The organism is Marinobacter nanhaiticus D15-8W, from assembly GCF_036511935.1.
In the GTDB taxonomy this organism is placed as follows: Bacteria; Pseudomonadota; Gammaproteobacteria; order Pseudomonadales; family Oleiphilaceae; genus Marinobacter_A; species Marinobacter_A nanhaiticus.
In genome coordinates, this window is record NZ_AP028878.1 from 1,049,480 (window position 1) to 1,068,390 (window position 18,911).

Here is an 18,911-nt window from a genome sequence, read left to right on the forward strand (position 1 = left end):
TGCTGTGCTATGCTCTGCGCCCTGTATCGAATTGAGCTGAACTATGTCGTTGCCAGAGCGAATCGTTCTCGTGGGGCCCATGGGTGCTGGCAAAAGCACTATCGGCCGCTTGTTGGCGCGGGAGCTGGGTTATCATTTCATTGATTCGGATCGCCTGATCGAAGAGCGTTGCGGCGCTGATATTCCGTGGATTTTTGATGTCGAGGGCGAGGACGGCTTCCGTACGCGCGAAAGTAATATCCTGGAAGAACTGTCTCATGAGAAAGGGGCGGTCATTGCGACCGGCGGTGGGGCGGTCATGCGTCAAGCCAACCATGAATGCCTTCGCCGTAACGCACTTATCGTCTACTTGAAGACCTCTGTCGAACAGCAGTATGACCGGACACGCCGCGACCGCAATCGGCCGTTGTTGCAGCACGATGATCCCAAGTCGATACTCGACGATCTGTTTGCCCATAGAGACCCGCTATACAGTCAGTTGGCGGACATAGTCATGATGACGGACCGCAAGAGCCCGCGTCTCGTTGTGCGCCAGTTGATGAATCGGTTGAAGCCTCGCACCCATCGCAAGAGGCGCCACCTGAGGAAGGAAGGTCAAAATCATGCCTGAAGCCCGCCGTGAGCTCCGTGTCGACCTTGGAGAGCGTAGTTATCCCATCGTTATAGGTCAGGGGCTACTTGGAAAGGAAGACCTGGCGAGTTTCGCTCCGGGTGATCGTGTCCTGATCGTCACTAACGCGTCAGTAGCGCCGCTTTATCTTGAGCGTGCGCAGGCCAGCTTTCCGGGAAAACAGGTGGACAGCGTTATTCTTCCAGATGGCGAGCGTTACAAGAACTGGGAAACGCTCAACCTTATTTTTGACGCCCTGCTTGAAAAGAAGCATACGCGCAAAACCACGTTGGTCGCCTTGGGCGGTGGCGTTGTCGGTGATATGGCAGGCTTTGCCGCAGCCACTTACCAGCGCGGCGTCAACTTTATCCAGATTCCAACCACGCTCCTGTCCCAGGTTGATTCCTCGGTCGGGGGCAAGACGGGTATCAACCACCCACTAGGAAAGAACATGATTGGGGCGTTCCATCAGCCCCAAGCAGTGTTGATCGATACCGATACGCTTTCCACCCTTCCGTCCAGTGAAATGTCGGCCGGGCTTGCCGAGGTCATCAAGTACGGCTTGATTCGGGACATCGAATTCCTCAAATGGCTCGAGACAAATATCGATCGGTTGAATGACAGGGACTCCCGAGTGCTTTCCGAGGCGATCTTCCGATCCTGTGCCTGCAAGGCAGACGTCGTGGCGGTGGACGAGCGGGAAGGCGGCCTTCGCGCAATCCTCAATCTGGGGCATACTTTTGGCCATGCGATCGAAACCCATACCGGTTATGGCTCTTGGTTACATGGCGAAGCGGTAAGCACCGGAATGTTGATGGCAGCGGATCTGTCACGACGTAGTGGCTCATTGGCGGATGCCGATGTAGAGCGCGTGCAGGTATTGCTTGAACGAGCCCGCCTGCCCTTGGTCCCCCCTGCTGGCATGACGCCGCAGCACTTTATGACACTGATGGCGGTCGATAAGAAGAATGTCGATGGTTCGCTTCGGCTTGTCTTGCTCGAATCGCTGGGCAAAGCAGTCGTCACTTCGTCCTTCCGAAACGAAGATCTGCATGACACGCTTGCTCACTTTTGCCATTAGGCCTCGGACAGCGGTCGATAGCCGACTAGATCTCCCGGAATGGCGCAATGGCTGAAGACATCCTGACCGGTGATCCCGGCACCCTGTTTAATCGACTCCAAGAACGGTATGGCCTGGGGCAGGATCCGCTTTCCATGGACTCTCCCTTCTTCCCCGGCGCGCAACGCCAATATGCACTGGAAACGATCAGGCACCTTGCGGCCTTTGGCGACATGGCCTTGCTGGTTACCGGGGAGCGTGGTTCCGGTAAGACGCGTTTGCTGGCCGAGCTAGTGCGAGCGGAATCTGAAAGGCTGAAATTTCACCGCCTGGCCGTCTCCGAGGTCGCTACGGAACAGGGCTTGGCGGACGCCTTGCTGCGTATCGCTCACCACGGTCTGGGCTCCGGCCGCTCTTCGCGGGATGCAATCTTTGGTTTCTTCAAATGGAGTGAAACGGCGACCCGTAAGGGCCAACGGATCGTACTTTTACTAGACGATGCTGATCATATGCCGGCGGCGGTTGTTCACGTATTGCTCGCGGCACATCGAGCGGCTGACTGTAGTCAATGTGCGGTGCCCGTACTGACGGGGGCGGATACCTTGATTACGTCGCTGGGGATTGTTGATGTCGGTGACAACGTGCGGCAAACCGTTCACCAGGTTCATCTTAGACCCCTTACGCGGGACGAGGTCGCCGAGTACCTGGCACCGAGGATAGAAAGGTCAGGAGGAGATTCTTCTGAGCTGCTGAATAGTGGGCGCCTCAAGCAGTTGCATGAGTTGAGTCAGGGCAGTTTTTCGCGCCTCAAGCGTACAGCGCCCGCAGTCTGGCTGGGTATGGCTGGGCACAGCCAGCCGCAGCCCTCCCGCAAGGCTGGGCCAGGTTTCAAAAAATTGATGTGGCCAATGCTGGCAGTGGTCTTGCTCGGGGCCTCCTGGCTGCTGGTTTCCTGGCAGTATGATGCCATGGTCGCTTCCGAAACCGACGTGGTTCCCGCGGTAGAGCCGGTGCGCCAAACGGTCCGGCTTGGGCCTGATTCGAACATTTGGGCTGACATGTCCAATACTAGAGATGAACCGGATGAAGGTCGAGGAGTAGAGGCGGGGGCTGCCGATACTGCCCAATCGCCGCCGGCCGCCACCGTTGAAGATCAGTCGATTGGGGCGTTGGATACCGGAGCCGAGCAGGTTGATGGAGAGGTTCCATCGACTGAAGTTGAAGCTTCAAAAGAAGAACCTGCTACGGCCGAGATTGGGGCTGTGCCGACGGAGGACGAAGGTTCCTCCAGACCCGAGAGCGTCTTGCCTGAGCTCGATCCGACAGGTTCCGTCGACCCGAGCAGCGATGAGGGGGCTGCCGCGGAGCAGGATACTTTGTCTTTTGCTCAGCAGGCGTCTTCCAGCGAGGGTTCGCCCTCACCCGAAGTGGCCGAAAGTGCTGCTCTTGTCGAGTCTGCCGTTTCGTCCGCTCCAGAATCGGAGCCTGGGTTCGACGTGGCCAACCCGGGACGTTTCCGCCCAGTAGAGCAGTTGCGGACGAGGGAAGGTTATACCGCCCAGTACATAGCGGGTTACGAGGAGGATACGGCAACTGATTTTCTGGCGCAGCACCCGAGTGTGGAAGAATTGGTGTACACCCGCTCTACACGAAAAGGCAAACCATGGTATGTTGTGATCTACGGAGGGTTCGCCAGCCGGGACGAAGCGGACCGGGTAATTGGTCAGCTTCCGCAAGAACTGGCCCAGCGTGATGTCTGGATCCGTTCTTTTTCAGGACTTTAGGGAACTTCTGCAAGTCTCGGAAGTCTCTTAATGCAGTGTCTGTGATTCCGAACTCGCCAGCAAGGCGTTGCCAGTCGTGGCATGAGCCGTTCGGGCGCATACGGCACTGTTTTTTATTCTTTTTTACCCCAATCTCATCAATTCTTTATTCCGTATATGCGCTAAAAATTGCTCAATCATTTGAGTAGGTATTAGTGCGCATGTAAAATAGCCAGCCCCCATTTTCAGTGTCAGTGGGTGTTGCGCCTGGGCTCGGCGGCTATACCATTGATTGAAAAGAATTTTTATGTGAGAGAACGCTTATGATGACAGGTTTGTATCATCCCAGTGAGTTCCGGGACAACTGTGGATTTGGCCTGATCGCCCACATGAAGGGACAGGTCAGTCACAAGTTGCTGCAAACTGCCATCGAGTCGCTGACCTGCATGACCCACCGAGGTGGCATTGCAGCGGACGGCAAGACCGGTGACGGCTGCGGCCTATTGCTGCAGAAACCCGATACCTTCCTACGCAAGGCTGCCCAGCAGAGTTTCGGTAAGAAGCTCAGCGATCTGTATGGCGTCGGCATGATCTTTCTCGATCAGGATGAGAAAAAGGCCGAGCGTGGTCGCAAAACACTGGAAAAGCACTTGGTAGAACAAGGTCTACAGGTCGTGGGCTGGCGTGAAGTACCCACCGAAAGCGATTGCCTGGGTCCCATGGCGCTCGACTGCCTGCCGCGTATTGAGCAGGTGTTCGTTGAATCCGCCGGCAAGGGTGAGCGGGAGTTCGCCATCAGTCTTTTCCTGAGTCGCCGCCACACCGAGCGGGAGATGGCCGACGATAGCGAGTTCTACATCTGTAGCCTGTCCCATAAGACGCTGGCCTACAAAGGGCTAATGATGCCGTCGGATCTGCCGACCTTCTACCGGGATCTCGGCGATCCGGACCTGGAAACAGCGATCTGCGTGTTCCACCAGCGTTTCTCGACCAACACCATGCCGCGCTGGCCGTTGGCCCAACCGTTCCGTTTCCTGGCGCACAACGGCGAGATCAACACCGTCGAGGGCAACCGTAATTGGGCCATCGCCCGTGCGTCCAAGTTCAAGTCGAACGACCTGCCGGACCTGCAAACCCTGCAGCCTCTCGTCAACCGTACCGGTTCCGACTCTTCCAGCATGGATAATATGCTGGAAATCCTTTTGGCCGGCGGCGTGGACCTGTTCCGTGCAGTCCGGATGATGATTCCGCCCGCGTGGCAGAACGTCGACACCATGGATTCCGATCTGCGCGCGTTCTACGAATACAACTCCATGCATATGGAACCGTGGGATGGCCCCGCCGGTATCGTACTGTCCGATGGCCGTCATGCCGTATGTATGCTCGACCGCAACGGCCTACGGCCGGCGCGTTGGGTGATCACCAAGGACGACTTCATTACGCTGGCCTCCGAAATCGGTACCTATAGCTACAAGCCGGAAGACGTCGTGGCTAAAGGCCGTGTTGGGCCGGGTCAGATCCTGGCGGTCGATACTGAATCGGGCCAGGTGCTGCATACCAAGGATATCGACAGCCGTCTCAAGAACAGTCAGCCCTACAAGCGCTGGCTGCGCGAGAATGCGCTGCGGGTCGAGGCGACGCTGAACCAGGACACGCCGGAATTCAAACTGATGGAATCCGAGGAACTCAAGGTCCATCAGAAGATGTTCCACGTCTCCTTCGAGGAGCGGGATCAGGTCCTGCGTCCCCTGGCGGAGAATGGCCAGGAAGCAGTCGGTTCGATGGGTGATGACACCCCTATGGCGGTCCTTTCCAGCCGCGTTCGCCATGTAGCGGATTACTTCCGTCAGAAGTTTGCCCAGGTGACGAACCCGGCGATCGACCCGCTGCGGGAAGCGATTGTCATGTCGTTGGAAACCTGTCTGGGCGCAGAGCGTAACGTCTTCGAAGAAACGCCGGATCACGCTAATCGGATTATCCTGTCGACACCGGTACTGTCCCCTGCCAAGTTCCTGAAGATTGAGAGTAATGATCGTGCCGGTTTCGAAGTTGCGCGTATCCGCCTGAGTTATCGCCCTGAGCTGGGCCTGCGGCAGGCTGTCGAAGCCATCTGTGACGAAGCCGAAAAAGCCGTACTGGACGGTAAGGTGTTGTTGATCCTCTCCGACAAGGAACTGAAGGAAGGCGAACTGCCGATCAGCTCTCTGATGGCGACGGGCGCCGTGCACCACCACCTGGTGAACAAGGGGCTGCGATGTGATTCGAACCTGATTATCGAAACCGGCTGGGCCCGGGATTCCCATCACTTTGCGGTGCTGTTCGGGTTCGGCGCCACAGCGGTCTATCCGTATCTTTCTTACCAGATCCTCAATGACCTGATTCGCACGGGCGAGGTCATGATGGATCCGATCGAGGCGAAGAACAATTACCGCAAGGGCATCAACAAAGGTCTGTTGAAGATCCTGTCGAAGATGGGGATCTCTACGATTACTTCCTACCGTGGCGCACAGCTGTTCGAAGCCATCGGGTTATCGGAGGAAGTGGTCGATTTGTGTTTCCCGGGTGTTCCGAGCCGTATCAAGGGCGCCACCTTCTACGATTTCCAGCAGGATCAGGAGTTGTTGGCCAGCATCGCCTGGAAGAATCGCAAGCCGATCAACCAGGGTGGTCTGCTGAAATATGTCCACGGGCAGGAGTACCATGCCTTCAACCCGGACGTCGTAAGCACGCTACAGCGGGCGGTACAGGACGGCGACTACGGCACCTACCGTGAGTATGCCGGGTTGGTGAACGAGCGTCCTGTAGCAACCCTCCGCGACTTGTTGGGCTTTAGGGATGGTATCAAGTCCGTCGACATCGAGTCGGTGGAGCCGGTCGAGAATATCTTTCCCCGTTTCGATTCGGCAGCCATGTCGCTAGGTGCCCTGTCGCCGGAAGCCCACGAGGCGCTGGCAATGGCGATGAACACACTGGGTGGTCGCTCCAATTCGGGTGAGGGGGGCGAAGACCCCGCTCGTTATGGCACCGATCGTCGCTCCAAGATCAAGCAGGTGGCCTCCGGTCGTTTCGGTGTCACCGCGCAGTATCTGCGTAGCGCCGATGTCATGCAGATCAAGGTGGCCCAAGGCGCTAAGCCGGGCGAGGGCGGGCAGTTGCCCGGTGGTAAGGTCAACGAGCTGATCGCTCGTCTGAGATACTCCGTGCCGGGCGTTACCCTGATTTCTCCGCCACCGCACCACGATATCTATTCGATCGAAGACCTGGCGCAACTGATCTTCGACCTCAAGCAGGTCAACCCCAAGGCCCTGGTATCGGTCAAACTGGTGTCGGAACCGGGTGTGGGTACGGTCGCGGCGGGTGTCGCGAAAGCCTATGCGGACCTGATCACCATTTCCGGTTACGACGGTGGTACGGCGGCCAGTCCGCTGACCTCGATCCGCTACGCCGGCTCGCCCTGGGAATTGGGGCTGAGCGAGGCCCAGCAGGCCCTGCGTTCCAACGACCTGCGGGGCAAGATTCGCCTGCAGACCGACGGCGGACTGAAGACCGGTCTGGACGTAGTGAAAGCCGCCATTCTCGGCGCCGAGAGCTTTGGTTTTGGCACCACGCCGATGGTTGCGCTCGGCTGTAAGTATCTGCGTATCTGTCACCTGAACAACTGCGCAACCGGTGTTGCCACCCAGAACGATCGCCTGCGGGAGGACCACTTCAAGGGTACGGTCGAGATGGCCATGAACTTCTTCCGCTTTGTAGCGGAGGAAACGCGCGAATGGATGGCCAAGCTGGGCGTAACCAACCTGGAAGAACTCGTGGGCCGAACCGACCTGCTCGAAGTGCTGCCGGGCGACACGCCGCGCCAGAAGAATCTGGACCTGACCCCCATCCTGGGTAACGACCTGATTCCGGCGGACAAGCCGCATACCTGCCAGGTCGAGCGCAACACGCCGTTCGACCAGGGGCAGCTTGCGGAAGAGATGGTCGCCGCTGTCAGCGATGCGATCACCAATAAGTCCGGCGGTACCTGGCAGTACCGCGTGACGAACTGCGACCGCTCGATCGGGGCGCGGATCTCGGGCGAAATCGCTGAAAAACACGGTAACCAGGGGATGTCAGGTGCACCGATCACCTTGGAACTGACCGGTACGGCTGGCCAGAGCTTTGGTGTATGGAACGTCGGGGGCCTGAACCTGATTCTGGAAGGCGATGCCAACGACTATGTGGGCAAGGGCATGACCGGCGGCAAGCTGGTGGTCCGTCCGCCGCGCGAAAGCAGCTTCAAGACCCAGGAAACGTCGATCATTGGCAATACCTGTCTGTATGGCGCCACTGGCGGCAAGCTGTTCGCAGCAGGTACTGCCGGTGAGCGGTTTGGCGTTCGTAACTCCGGCGCCCACGCCGTCGTAGAAGGCGTAGGTGATCACTGCTGCGAATACATGACGGGCGGTCTGGTGACCGTACTGGGTCACACTGGCCATAACTTCGGCGCGGGTATGACCGGCGGCTTCGCCTATGTGCTGGACCAGCAGAATACGTTTGTCGACAAGTACAACCACGAGCTGGTGGAAATCCAGCGTATTTCCAGCGAAGACATGGAGCCGTACCGCAACCATCTTCGCACTGTGATCCGGGAGCATGTGACTGAGACCCAGAGCGAATGGGCGGAGCACATCCTCGACAATTTCGATGACTACATTGGTCGCTTCTGGCTGGTCAAGCCCAAGGCTGCAAGCCTGCGCACGTTGTTGGCCAGCACCCGCGCACGCCCGGAATAAGGGCGTGTGGCACCAGTTTTCCCGCATCGAAATTGAATAATTGAGAGTCGCGTGATGAAAGAGAGACTGAACAACGATTTCCAGTTTATCGAGGTTGGCCGTGTCGACCCGAAAAAGGTACCGGCCAAGAAGCGGAAAAAGGAATTCCAGGAGATCTACCATCCGTTCAAGCAGGAAGAGGCGGCCAGCCAGGCCCACCGCTGCCTGCATTGTGGTAATCCGTACTGCGAGTGGAAGTGTCCGGTCCACAACTACATTCCCAACTGGTTGCAGCTGGTGTCCGAAGGCAACTTGCTGGAAGCGGCCGAGCTCTGTCACCAGACCAACTCGCTGCCGGAAGTCTGTGGACGCGTGTGTCCGCAGGATCGCCTATGTGAGGGCGCCTGCACGCTTAACGACGGTTTTGGTGCCGTAACCATTGGATCCGTGGAGAAGTACATCACAGATACCGCGTTTGCTCTGGGCTGGCGTCCGGATCTGTCTCACGTCAAGTGGACGGACAAGAAGGTGGCCGTTATCGGCGCGGGCCCGGCCGGACTTGGTTGTGCCGATATCCTGGCCCGTAATGGCGTCAAGCCGGTGGTGTTTGATCGCTACCCGGAAATTGGTGGTCTGCTGACCTTCGGTATCCCGGAGTTCAAGCTCGAGAAGAGCGTCATGACGCGCCGGCGTGAGATTTTCGAGTCCATGGGTGTGGAGTTCCGGTTATCGACGGAAGTGGGTAAGGACGTACTTCTGGAAGACATTATCGAAGATTACGATGCCGTCTTCATGGGGATGGGTACGTACACCTACATGAAAGGTGGCTTTCCGGGTGAAGAGTTGCCGGGCGTTTACGACGCACTGCCGTATCTGGTGTCCAACGTCGACCGTCGCCTTGGTTTCAGTGCGACCGACAGCGAGTTCATCGACATGAAAGGCAAGCGCGTGGTGGTGCTGGGCGGGGGTGATACCGCCATGGATTGCAACCGCACCGCCATTCGCCAGCAGGCGGCCAGTGTGACATGTGCCTATCGCAGGGATGAGGAGAACATGCCAGGCTCACGTCGCGAGGTAGCCAACGCCAAGGAAGAGGGTGTGAAGTTCATGTTCAACCGTCAGCCGATAGCGATTATCGGCGAGGATCAGGTTGAAGGCGTCAAGGTAGTTCAGACCCGCCTGGGCGAGCCAGATGAGAACGGCCGTCAACGCCCCGAAGTGGTAGCCGGCAGCGAGGAAGTCATTCCGGCGGATGCCGTGCTGGTTGCCTTCGGCTTCCGTCCCAGTCCAGCCGACTGGTTCAACAAGCTGGAGGTCGGTATCGACGATTCTGGCCGTGTCACCGCCCCGGAGGAATCCGAATTCCCGTTCCAGACGTCTAATAAGAAGATCTTCGCCGGCGGTGATATGGTGCGCGGCTCCGACCTGGTCGTGACCGCAATCTGGGAAGGGCGCCAGGCGGCGGAAGGCATTCTCGACTTTTTGGATGTCTGATCGATTTTCTCGACGCCCTCGTTTGCGGGGCGTCTGACATGTTCCTGAATACGAGAGCAGTATGACAGCACTCAAGAATGACCGGTTCCTGCGCGCACTTCAGCGCCAGCCGGTGGACCGTACACCTGTCTGGATGATGCGTCAGGCGGGGCGTTACCTCCCGGAATACCGGGCCACCCGCGCCAAGGCCGGTGATTTTCTGAGTCTGTGCAAGAACACCGAGCTGGCCTGTGAGGTGACCTTGCAGCCGTTGGAGCGCTATCCGCTCGACGCGGCCATCCTGTTCTCGGACATTCTGACCATCCCCGACGCAATGGGTCTCGGGCTTTATTTCGAGACTGGCGAGGGACCCAAGTTCCGCAATACCGTACGTTCGGCAGCAGACGTCGAAGCCTTGCCTTCACTGAAGGCGGAAACCGATCTCGACTACGTGATGGCCGCCGTCTCGGCGATCCGCGAAGCGCTAGCCGGACGTGTTCCGCTGATTGGTTTTTCCGGCAGCCCCTGGACGCTCGCAACCTATATGGTTGAAGGCAGTTCCTCCAAGGATTTCCGCGAAGCCAAGCGCCTGATGTATAGCGAACCTAAGGTCATGCATGCGCTACTGGAGAAGCTGGCGGCGGCAGTGACCGATTACCTCAACGCCCAGATTCGCGCCGGCGCCCAGGCCGTGCAGATTTTCGATACCTGGGGCGGTACGCTCTCCAGTTGGGCGTATGCCGAGTTCTCCCTGGCGTACATGAAGAAGATTGTCGACGGCCTGATTCGCCATCACGACGGTCGCCATGTGCCGGTCATCCTGTTCACCAAGAACGGCGGCCAGTGGCTGGAAGCCATGGCGGAAACCGGTGCTGACGCGCTGGGCCTGGACTGGACTACGGATATCGGTAATGCCCGGGCGCGAGTCGGTGATCGCGTGGCTCTGCAGGGCAACATGGATCCCTCGATGCTGTATGCGCCGCCGGAACGTATCCGCCAGGAAGTAGCAGATATCCTTTCGCGCTATGGCGAGGGTAGCGGTCATATCTTCAATCTTGGCCACGGCATCACCCCCGATGTCGATCCCGAGAATGCCGGCGCGTTTATTCGTGCAGTGTGCGAGCTAAGCGGGGATTATCACCGCTAACGAGTACAAGGCAGGCATGCACCTCCACCCAACAAGGTTGGTCGCGTTCCCGTACAGCGCTATAGTTAGATTGTGTTCAACGTGAACCTTTCTATTCAGAGCTGAAGGTGCGCCAACGTGAGTGAAGCCCGGTCCTTGAATCGTCGCCGTTTTGAAAGAATCCTGTTCGATGCGCCTTGCGAGCTGCACGTTGGAGATGGTGTGTGGCACACGGAGGTGCTGGATATTTCCCTGAAAGGGGTGCTGGTCAAGCGACCGGTCGAGTGGAAGGCGCAACTGAACCACCCATTCGAGGTGGTTATCCACCTGAATGACCGTGACAGCGGTATCGTCATGGCCGTGGAACTGCGTCATATCGAAGACGGCCACTTGGGGTTCAAGTGCCAATACATCGATATCGAGAGCGCGTCACACCTGAAACGCCTGGTAGAGCTTAACCTGGGGGACCCGGCTTTATTGGACCGGGAGTTGCGTTACCTCGACGGTGCCTGAAGGTTCTAGCTAGTGGGCCAGGTCCAGTAGGGCGTCCAGGGCTTCACTGAGTTTTGTCACTGCAATGACTTTCATGTTCTCGATAGGTTTTCTCGGGACGTTCGCCTTGGGTACGAGCGCCCTCGTGAAACCGTGTTTTGATGCTTCGTAGATCCGTTCCTGACCGCTAGGCACGGGTCGAATCTCCCCTGATAGACCCACTTCACCGAAGATCACCAGGTCCTGCGGTAACGTCTTGTCGCGGAATGACGAAACCACGGCCGCCAGTAGCGCCAGGTCTGCGCTTGTTTCGCTGACTTTTACGCCGCCCACCACGTTGACGAACACATCCTGGTCAGCGCAGTGCATGCCGCCATGGCGGTGGAGTACGGCCAGCAGCATGGCGAGTCGATTCTGGTCCAGGCCGACAGCCACGCGGCGTGGGTAACTGCCCTGGGCGACATCGACCAGCGCCTGGATCTCGACCAGCATGGGTCGTGTACCCTCCCAGACGACCATCACGACACTGCCCGGTGCCGCCTCATCGCCCCGGTTGAGAAAGATAGCGCTGGGATTCTTCACTTCCTTCAGGCCTTGCTCGAGCATGGCGAACACGCCCAATTCGTTGACCGCGCCGAAACGGTTCTTGATGCCGCGCAAGGTCCGGAAACGGCTGTCGCTTGAGCCTTCCAGCAGTATCGAACAGTCAATCATATGCTCCAGTACCTTGGGGCCGGCCAGGCTGCCGTCTTTGGTGACGTGGCCGACCAGGAACAGGATGGTGCCCGTCTGCTTGGCGAAGCGGGTCAGGTAGGCGGCGCTTTCGCGTACCTGGGATACGCTGCCGGGAGCAGACTCCACGTCACTGATATGCATGACCTGGATACTGTCCACCACCAGGATGCGCGGTTTCTCGGTCTCGGCGACCTGGATAATGCGCTCGACGCTGGTTTCCGACAGCATCTTCAGGTCTTTAGTGGGCACGCCCAGGCGCTTGGCTCGCAGTGCGACCTGCTGCATGGATTCCTCGCCGGTGACGTAAAGTGCCGGCAACTGGGCTGCCAAGTGGCAAACGGTCTGCAGTAGTAGCGTACTTTTCCCGGCCCCTGGGTGGCCGCCCATCAGGATGGCCGATCCTTCTACCAGCCCGCCCCCGAGCACCCGATCAAGTTCTTTCATGCCAGAGCTAACGCGTGATTGCTCAGCCAAACTGACCGAATCCAGCGACTGGACGCCGGACAGGCTCCCGGCAAAACCTTCAAATCGCGATCCCCGCTGTCCACCCGATGAGGACGACGATACGCCTCGGACCTCGCTGATCGTGTTCCAGGCGTTGCAGGCATTGCACTGGCCCTGCCACTTGGAGTATTCCGCACCGCATTCGGTGCATACGTAGGCGGTCTTGGTCTTTGCCATGGATCTCGATGCTTAAAGGTGTGGGTTCTGGCGGAAGGAAAAGGTAGCCGGCAGGGCCGGCTACCTCGCTGGCGATCAGGCCAGTTTCTTGTACTTCATGCGCTGGGGCACCATTGCTGAGTCTCCCTTGCGCTTGCGGTGGTCTTCGTCGTAATCGTGGAAATTACCTTCGAAGAACACTACCTCCCCGTCGTCTTCGAACGCCAGGATATGCGTAGCGACCCGGTCGAGGAACCAGCGGTCGTGCGAGATCACCAAAGCGGCGCCCGGGAAGTTGAGTAGTGCCTCTTCCAGCGCCCGCAGGGTCTCGACGTCGAGGTCGTTGGTCGGTTCGTCCAACAGCAGAACGTTACCGCCTTCCTTCAACAGCTTCGCCAGGTGTAGACGGTTGCGCTCGCCACCGGACAGGTCGCCGACACGCTTCTGCTGGTCGCTGCCCTTGAAGTTGAAGCGGCCGACGTAGGCTCGCGAAGGGGTCTGGTAGTTGCCGACCTGAATGATGTCCTGGCCGTCACTCAGTTCTTCCCAGACCGTTTTGTCGCCGTCCAGGTCGCGCATCTGATCGACATAGGCCAGTTTGACCGTTTCGCCGACCGTAATGTTGCCGGAATCCGGCTGGTCCTTGCCGGCGACCATGCGGAACAGGGTCGATTTACCCGCACCGTTGCCGCCGATGATGCCGACGATGGCGCCTGGTGGCACGTTGAAGCTAACGTTTTCATACAGCAGCCGGTCGCCGAAGGACTTGCTGATATTATCGACCTCGATCACCTTGTCGCCCAGGCGAGGGCCGGGTGGGATGTAGAGCTCGTTGGTCTCGTTGCGTTTCTGGAAATCCTGGGAATTCATCTCCTCGAAGCGGGCCAGGCGGGCCTTGCTCTTGGACTGGCGGCCCTTGGCATTGCTGCGTACCCACTCCAGTTCATGCTTGATCGACTTCTGGCGGGCGACTTCCTGTTTGGCTTCGATTTCCAGGCGTTTTTCCTTGGCTTCCAGCCACTGGCTGTAATTGCCTTCGAAGGGAATGCCCTGACCACGGTCCAGTTCCAGGATCCAACCGGCGACATTGTCTAGGAAGTAACGGTCGTGAGTGATGGCTACCACGGTACCGGTGTAGTCATGGAGGAAGCGCTCGAGCCAAGCCACCGATTCCGCATCCAGATGGTTCGTCGGTTCGTCCAGCAGCAGCATATCCGGACCGGACATCAACAGCCGGCACAGCGCGACCCGGCGGCGCTCGCCACCGGAAAGCTTGTCGACCTTGGCATCCCACGCCGGCAGGCGCAGGGCGTCCGCAGCGACTTCCAGTTTACGCTCGATGTCATGGCCATCGGCGGCCTGGATAAAGCTTTCCAGCTCGCCCTGCTTCTTGGCCAACGCGTCGAAATCGGCGTCGGGTTCCGCATAGGCGGCGTAAACCTGGTCCAGCTCGGCGAGAGCGTTATGGATGCCGGCGACCGCCTCATCGACGATTTCCTTGACGGTCTTGGTTTCGTCAAGCTCCGGCTCCTGGGGCAGGTAACCGACGTTGATGCCCGGCTGGGGACGGGCCTCGCCGATGTAATCCTGGTCGATACCGGCCATGATGCGCAGCAGCGTCGATTTACCGGCCCCGTTGAGACCGAGCACGCCAATCTTGGCACCCGGGAAAAAGCTCAGGGATATATCTTTGAGTATTTCGCGCTTGGGCGGGACAACCTTACCCACGCGATTCATGGTGTAAACGTATTGGGCCATGTTCCGGCAGTATCCTTTCTGTGAGTGTCTCGCTATGAGTGTCTCGGTTGACGTAAGAGCGTCTCAGTTGAATGGAGACGTCCGGGACTGCTGAATGCCCCGAAATGTCCAGCTCAGAAGGTTTCTTACGGTAGCGAAACAGGCCCGATTTGGCAATTCGGCGAGCCGCCTGCCAACCGGCGCGGAAAACCCGTATCATGCGGGTTAAAGGATGATTTCAGCGGGGCTTTTGGGCTAGAATACGGGCCCTCCAATTTTCACTGATTAGCCATTCTCACTGATAGCGATTACAGGGGCAGCGCATCCATGTTTAACCGTGAAATGAAAATCGCCGGCTTCGATGATGACGTCTGGAATGCCATCCAGGCTGAAAACGAACGCCAGGAAGCTCATATCGAGCTGATTGCTTCGGAAAACTACACTAGCCCGCGAGTCATGGAAGCGCAGGGGAGCGTGCTCACCAACAAGTACGCCGAAGGTTATCCCGGCAAGCGTTATTACGGTGGCTGCGAACACGTCGACGTCGTTGAAGAGCTGGCGATTGCACGTGCCAAGGAGCTGTTCGGTGCGGCCTATGCAAACGTCCAGCCGCATTCCGGCTCCCAGGCTAACAGTGCGGTCTACATGGCGCTCGTCAAACCTGGCGATACGGTTCTGGGGATGAGTCTGGCCCACGGCGGCCACCTGACCCACGGTGCCTCTGTGAATTTCTCCGGAAAGATCTACAAAGCGGTCCAGTATGGTCTGAACCCGGAAACCGGTCTGATCGACTACGACGAAGTCGAGCGCCTGGCGCAGGAACATAAGCCGAAGATGATCGTCGCCGGCTTCTCCGCCTACTCACAGCACCTCGACTTCGCCCGTTTCCGTGAGATTGCCGACAAGGTTGGCGCCTACCTGTTTGTCGACATGGCCCATGTTGCTGGCCTGGTGGCCGCCGGCGTCTATCCCGATCCGGTGCCTCATGCCCACGTTGTCGCGACCACGACCCACAAGACCCTGCGCGGCCCCCGCGGCGGCCTGATCCTCGCCTGTGCGGACGAGGACATCCAGAAGAAGCTCAACTCTGCCGTTTTCCCTGGTGGGCAGGGCGGTCCGCTCATGCACGTAATCGCTGCAAAGGCGGTCTGCTTCAAGGAAGCCATGGGCGACGAGTTCCGTGACTACCAGAAGCAGGTCGTCAAGAATGCCCAGGCGATGGCCAGCGTGTTCATTGATCGCGGCTACGATGTCGTCTCCGGCGGTACTGAGAACCACCTGTTCCTGGTCAGCCTGATCAAGCAGGACATTACCGGTAAGGACGCAGACGCTGCCCTCGGTAAGGCACACATCACCGTCAACAAGAATGCGGTTCCCAACGACCCGCGTTCCCCGTTCGTGACCTCGGGCCTGCGCATCGGTACCCCCGCGGTAACCACGCGTGGTTTTGGCGAGGGCGAGTGTCGTGACCTGGCCGGCTGGATGTGTGACATCCTCGACAACCTGGAAAACGAAGACACTATCAACCGGGTGCGCGAGCAGGTCAAAACCCTGTGCGAGCGCTTCCCCGTATACGCAGGCTGAAGCGGCACGAACTGAGGGGCTCAGGACAGAGCCCCGACCGGTCCCGGAGCAGACGACATGCATTGCCCATTTTGTGGTGAAGCGGATACCAAGGTGATCGACTCAAGACTGGTGGCTGAGGGCGACCAGGTGCGGCGTCGCCGTGAGTGCCTGTCCTGCAAGGAGCGGTTCACCACCTTCGAGACCGCCGAGCTGGTCATGCCCCGGGTGGTCAAACAGGACGGTACGCGCCAACCTTTCGATGAAGACAAGCTGCGCTCGGGCATTATGAAGGCCCTGGAGAAGCGGCCAGTCAGCATCGAGGAAATCGAGGCTGCCCTGAATCGCATCAAGTCCCGCGTCCGTTCCCGTGGAGAGCGGGAAATCAAGTCGATGGAACTCGGTGAAGAGGTCATGACGGAGTTGCGGCAGCTCGACAAGGTGGCGTATGTCCGCTTTGCCTCGGTGTACCGCAGTTTCCAGGATATCAACGAGTTCAAGGAAGAGATCGAGCGCCTGAGCGTCAATATGGGCGACAAGGCAGATCCGGTGGATGTAGCCAAGGCGCTGACGACACCGGACAAATCCAAACGCTGAAGGGCGCATCCTTGAGTTCCTCGAGCCCGTACTCCGAAATCGACGTGGTGATGATGGCCCGCGCTATCCAGCTTGCCTGGCGTGGCAGGTATTCTACGCATCCCAATCCACGGGTCGGCTGCGTGATCACGCGCGACGGGGAGGTCGTCGGGGAAGGGTGGCATGAGCGTGCCGGCGAGCCCCATGCGGAGATAAACGCGCTAAAGGCTGCCGGCTCGAAAGCGCGAGGCGCGACCGTTTACGTCACGCTGGAGCCCTGCAGTCATCATGGCCGCACACCGCCCTGTGCGGAAGCCCTCGTGGAGGCGGGTGTTGGTCGCGTTGTCGTGGCAATGACCGATCCCAATCCGGCAGTTTCGGGCCGAGGCCTTAAGCTTCTCGAACACGCGGGTATAGACGTGCTCCGAGGCGTGCTGGAAGCGGAGTCGGAGAAACTCAATCCCGGCTTCCTTAAGCATATGCGGACCGGTCGTCCTTTCTTCCGTATCAAGGTGGCTGCCAGCCTGGATGGACGCACGGCGATGGCCTCCGGTGAGAGCCAGTGGGTGACTGGCACGGCTGCCCGGCGTGATGTGCAGCGGCTGCGTGCCAAGAGTGCAGCCATTCTCACAGGTATTGGCACTGTCCTGGCGGACGACCCCTCGCTTACGGTACGTCCGGATGAGATGGGCGCGTTGGAGAACGCCGTGTCGCCGGGTGGACAGCCGCCACGGATTATTCTCGATCGGCTACTGCGTACACCGCCAACGGCCCGCATCCTAGCCAACGGACCGGTCTGGATTTTTTGCGATGCAGAATGTCTTACGTCGTCTCGCGCAGACGCGTTGCGCGCAAAGGGCGCGGTTCTGCATGGCGTATCGGCTGTTGCCAACCGCCTCGACCTGGATGCCGTCGCCCAGGTCCTGGGTGATGCTGGACTGAATGAGGTGCTGGTCGAAGCCGGCCCCGTCCTGTCCGGGGCGTTTGTCGGTGCGGGCCTGGCGGATGAGCTTTGGCTCTACCAGGCACCGGTTTTTCTCGGCAGCGATGGAATGCCCACCGTAACCCTGGCCATCTCACGCATGGCCGACCGCAAACAATGGACCATCAGGGAGCGCCGCCAGGTTGGCGATGACCAGCGCCTGATCCTGATTCCGGTAATTCCGCCGTCCGGACAAACAACGTCAGGGACGCACTGAAGCCAGGCACGGACCTGTCACATGATTTGAGGGTGCAAGTTTCCTATGGCACTGAATACGATTGAAGACATTATCGAAGATATCCGTCAGGGCAAGATGGTGATCCTGATGGACGACGAGGATCGCGAGAACGAAGGCGATCTCGTGATGGCTGCCGAATTCTGTACGCCTGAGGCTATCAACTTCATGGCCCGGTTCGGCCGAGGGCTGATCTGCATGCCAATGACCCATCAGCGCTGCGAGCAACTCGAATTGCCGCTGATGGTCCAGAAAAATGCCTCAGGCTTCGGGACAAAATTCACATTGTCCATCGAGGCTGCCGAAGGAGTGAGCACCGGAATTTCCGCGGCTGATCGCGCCCGCACCGTACTCGCTGCGGTAGCGAAGGATGCGAAGCCGTCTGACCTTGTCCAGCCGGGTCACATATTCCCATTGATGAGCGATCCCGGTGGCGTCTTGAGCCGCGCCGGCCATACCGAAGCTTCCTGCGACCTGGCGGCCCTCGCCGGCGCCGAACCGGCGGGTGTGATCTGCGAGATCATGAACGAAGATGGCACCATGGCGCGCCGTGAAGATCTCGAAGCCTTTGCCGAGCAGCACGGCCTCAAGATCGGCACCATTGCGGACCTGATCCACTACCGGACGCTGCACGAGCGTACGATCGAGTGTATCGAAGGCTACGATCTTGAAACCGAACACGGTGTCTTCAAGCTCCATTCCTACCGGGACACGATCCAGGGCGGCACCCACCTTGCTCTGACCATGGGTGAAATTCGCAAGGAGGATCCGGTGCTGGTGCGCGTCCACATCACGGATACCTTGCGGGACCTGCTGGGTGCACGTCGCTCCGGCTCGCACAGCTGGCCTTTGCATCATGCGCTGGAGACGGTGGCCGAAGAAGGGCGCGGTGTCGTCGTGCTCCTGAACGGTCTCGAAGATAGTCATAACCTGGATGAGCGGATCCAGGAATTTTTCGAGCAGCGTCGGCCGATGTCTACCAAAGGCAGTTCCGGCGTTTACTTCACTGTCGGTACCGGTTCCCAGATCCTGCGCGATTTGGGCGTTGGCAAGATGCGTCTGCTCAGTGCACCAATCAAGTTCTCCGCCATTTCCGGTTTCGATCTGGAAGTGGTCGAGTATCTGCCCTATAACCCTTAATCAGCCGG

13 protein-coding genes are annotated in these 18,911 nt (G+C 58.8%); 11 read left to right on the forward strand and 2 right to left on the reverse strand.

What is annotated here, in order from left to right; all coding sequences use genetic code 11:
* The first annotated feature begins 43 nt into the window (after positions 1-43).
* The 7 genes from aroK (at position 44) to RE428_RS04835 (ending at position 11,296) form a co-directional block, all read left to right on the forward strand.
* On the forward strand, positions 44-610 hold the full coding sequence (aroK, locus tag RE428_RS04805) for a shikimate kinase AroK (protein ID WP_040882498.1): 567 nt from the start codon (positions 44-46) through the stop codon (positions 608-610).
* Positions 603-1,691 carry a 3-dehydroquinate synthase gene (gene aroB, locus RE428_RS04810; protein WP_004580841.1) on the forward strand — a complete coding sequence of 363 codons (1,089 nt, stop codon included), beginning with the start codon at positions 603-605 and terminating at the stop codon, positions 1,689-1,691. Before aroK ends, aroB begins: the two co-directional genes overlap by 8 nt.
* A gap of 47 nt (positions 1,692-1,738) precedes the next feature.
* Positions 1,739-3,454: an AAA family ATPase gene (locus RE428_RS04815; protein ID WP_004580842.1), complete on the forward strand. Its 1,716-nt coding sequence runs from the start codon at positions 1,739-1,741 to the stop codon at positions 3,452-3,454.
* A 302-nt stretch (positions 3,455-3,756) separates the two neighbouring features.
* Entirely contained in the window at positions 3,757-8,205 is a 4,449-nt protein-coding gene (gene gltB / locus RE428_RS04820) for a glutamate synthase large subunit (RefSeq protein WP_004580843.1), read from the forward strand.
* Positions 8,206-8,259: 54 nt separating this feature from the next.
* Positions 8,260-9,678 (forward strand): FAD-dependent oxidoreductase, encoded by a 1,419-nt coding sequence (locus RE428_RS04825; RefSeq protein WP_004580844.1) that lies wholly within the window; start codon positions 8,260-8,262, stop codon positions 9,676-9,678.
* A 61-nt stretch (positions 9,679-9,739) separates the two neighbouring features.
* Positions 9,740-10,804 carry a uroporphyrinogen decarboxylase gene (gene hemE / locus RE428_RS04830; RefSeq protein WP_004580845.1) on the forward strand — a complete coding sequence of 355 codons (1,065 nt, stop codon included), beginning with the start codon at positions 9,740-9,742 and terminating at the stop codon, positions 10,802-10,804.
* Between the two features lie 117 nt (positions 10,805-10,921).
* Positions 10,922-11,296 (forward strand): PilZ domain-containing protein, encoded by a 375-nt coding sequence (locus tag RE428_RS04835; protein ID WP_004580846.1) that lies wholly within the window; start codon positions 10,922-10,924, stop codon positions 11,294-11,296.
* A gap of 9 nt (positions 11,297-11,305) precedes the next feature.
* Here RE428_RS04835 and radA read toward each other — a convergent pair whose 3' ends face one another.
* Complete coding sequence (gene radA, locus RE428_RS04840) at positions 11,306-12,691, reverse strand: DNA repair protein RadA (RefSeq protein WP_004580847.1); 1,386 nt, start codon at positions 12,689-12,691, stop codon at positions 11,306-11,308.
* Between the two features lie 75 nt (positions 12,692-12,766).
* Positions 12,767-14,428 carry an energy-dependent translational throttle protein EttA gene (gene ettA / locus RE428_RS04845; protein ID WP_004580848.1) on the reverse strand — a complete coding sequence of 554 codons (1,662 nt, stop codon included), beginning with the start codon at positions 14,426-14,428 and terminating at the stop codon, positions 12,767-12,769.
* A gap of 306 nt (positions 14,429-14,734) precedes the next feature.
* Here ettA and glyA point away from each other — a divergent pair, with 306 nt between their 5' ends.
* Genes glyA through ribBA form a run of 4 tightly spaced genes read left to right on the forward strand, consistent with a single transcriptional unit; the run spans position 14,735 to position 18,903 of the window.
* The gene (glyA, locus tag RE428_RS04850; protein ID WP_004580849.1) at positions 14,735-15,991 is read left to right on the forward strand and encodes a serine hydroxymethyltransferase; all 1,257 of its coding nucleotides are present in this window, start codon (positions 14,735-14,737) and stop codon (positions 15,989-15,991) included.
* A 57-nt stretch (positions 15,992-16,048) separates the two neighbouring features.
* Complete coding sequence (nrdR, locus tag RE428_RS04855) at positions 16,049-16,567, forward strand: transcriptional regulator NrdR (RefSeq protein ID WP_004580850.1); 519 nt, start codon at positions 16,049-16,051, stop codon at positions 16,565-16,567.
* 50 nt (positions 16,568-16,617) lie between these two features.
* A complete protein-coding gene (gene ribD / locus RE428_RS04860) occupies positions 16,618-17,745 on the forward strand; it encodes a bifunctional diaminohydroxyphosphoribosylaminopyrimidine deaminase/5-amino-6-(5-phosphoribosylamino)uracil reductase RibD (protein WP_004580851.1) in 1,128 nt (375 codons plus the stop codon).
* Positions 17,746-17,790: 45 nt separating this feature from the next.
* Positions 17,791-18,903 carry a bifunctional 3,4-dihydroxy-2-butanone-4-phosphate synthase/GTP cyclohydrolase II gene (gene ribBA, locus RE428_RS04865; protein WP_004580852.1) on the forward strand — a complete coding sequence of 371 codons (1,113 nt, stop codon included), beginning with the start codon at positions 17,791-17,793 and terminating at the stop codon, positions 18,901-18,903.
* Positions 18,904-18,911: the final 8 nt, after the last annotated feature.

Bases quoted from the DNA above. Each gene is read 5' to 3' on its own strand.
- aroK (WP_040882498.1), top strand. From the start codon at position 44: ATGTCGTTGCCAGAGCGAATCGTTCTCGTGGGGCCCATGGGTGCTGGC.
- aroB (WP_004580841.1), top strand. From the start codon at position 603: ATGCCTGAAGCCCGCCGTGAGCTCCGTGTCGACCTTGGAGAGCGTAGT.
- RE428_RS04815 (WP_004580842.1), top strand. From the start codon at position 1,739: ATGGCTGAAGACATCCTGACCGGTGATCCCGGCACCCTGTTTAATCGA.
- gltB (WP_004580843.1), top strand. From the start codon at position 3,757: ATGATGACAGGTTTGTATCATCCCAGTGAGTTCCGGGACAACTGTGGA.
- RE428_RS04825 (WP_004580844.1), top strand. From the start codon at position 8,260: ATGAAAGAGAGACTGAACAACGATTTCCAGTTTATCGAGGTTGGCCGT.
- hemE (WP_004580845.1), top strand. From the start codon at position 9,740: ATGACAGCACTCAAGAATGACCGGTTCCTGCGCGCACTTCAGCGCCAG.
- radA (WP_004580847.1), bottom strand. From the start codon at position 12,691: ATGGCAAAGACCAAGACCGCCTACGTATGCACCGAATGCGGTGCGGAA.
- ettA (WP_004580848.1), bottom strand. From the start codon at position 14,428: ATGGCCCAATACGTTTACACCATGAATCGCGTGGGTAAGGTTGTCCCG.
- glyA (WP_004580849.1), top strand. From the start codon at position 14,735: ATGTTTAACCGTGAAATGAAAATCGCCGGCTTCGATGATGACGTCTGG.
- nrdR (WP_004580850.1), top strand. From the start codon at position 16,049: ATGCATTGCCCATTTTGTGGTGAAGCGGATACCAAGGTGATCGACTCA.
- ribD (WP_004580851.1), top strand. From the start codon at position 16,618: ATGATGGCCCGCGCTATCCAGCTTGCCTGGCGTGGCAGGTATTCTACG.
- ribBA (WP_004580852.1), top strand. From the start codon at position 17,791: ATGGCACTGAATACGATTGAAGACATTATCGAAGATATCCGTCAGGGC.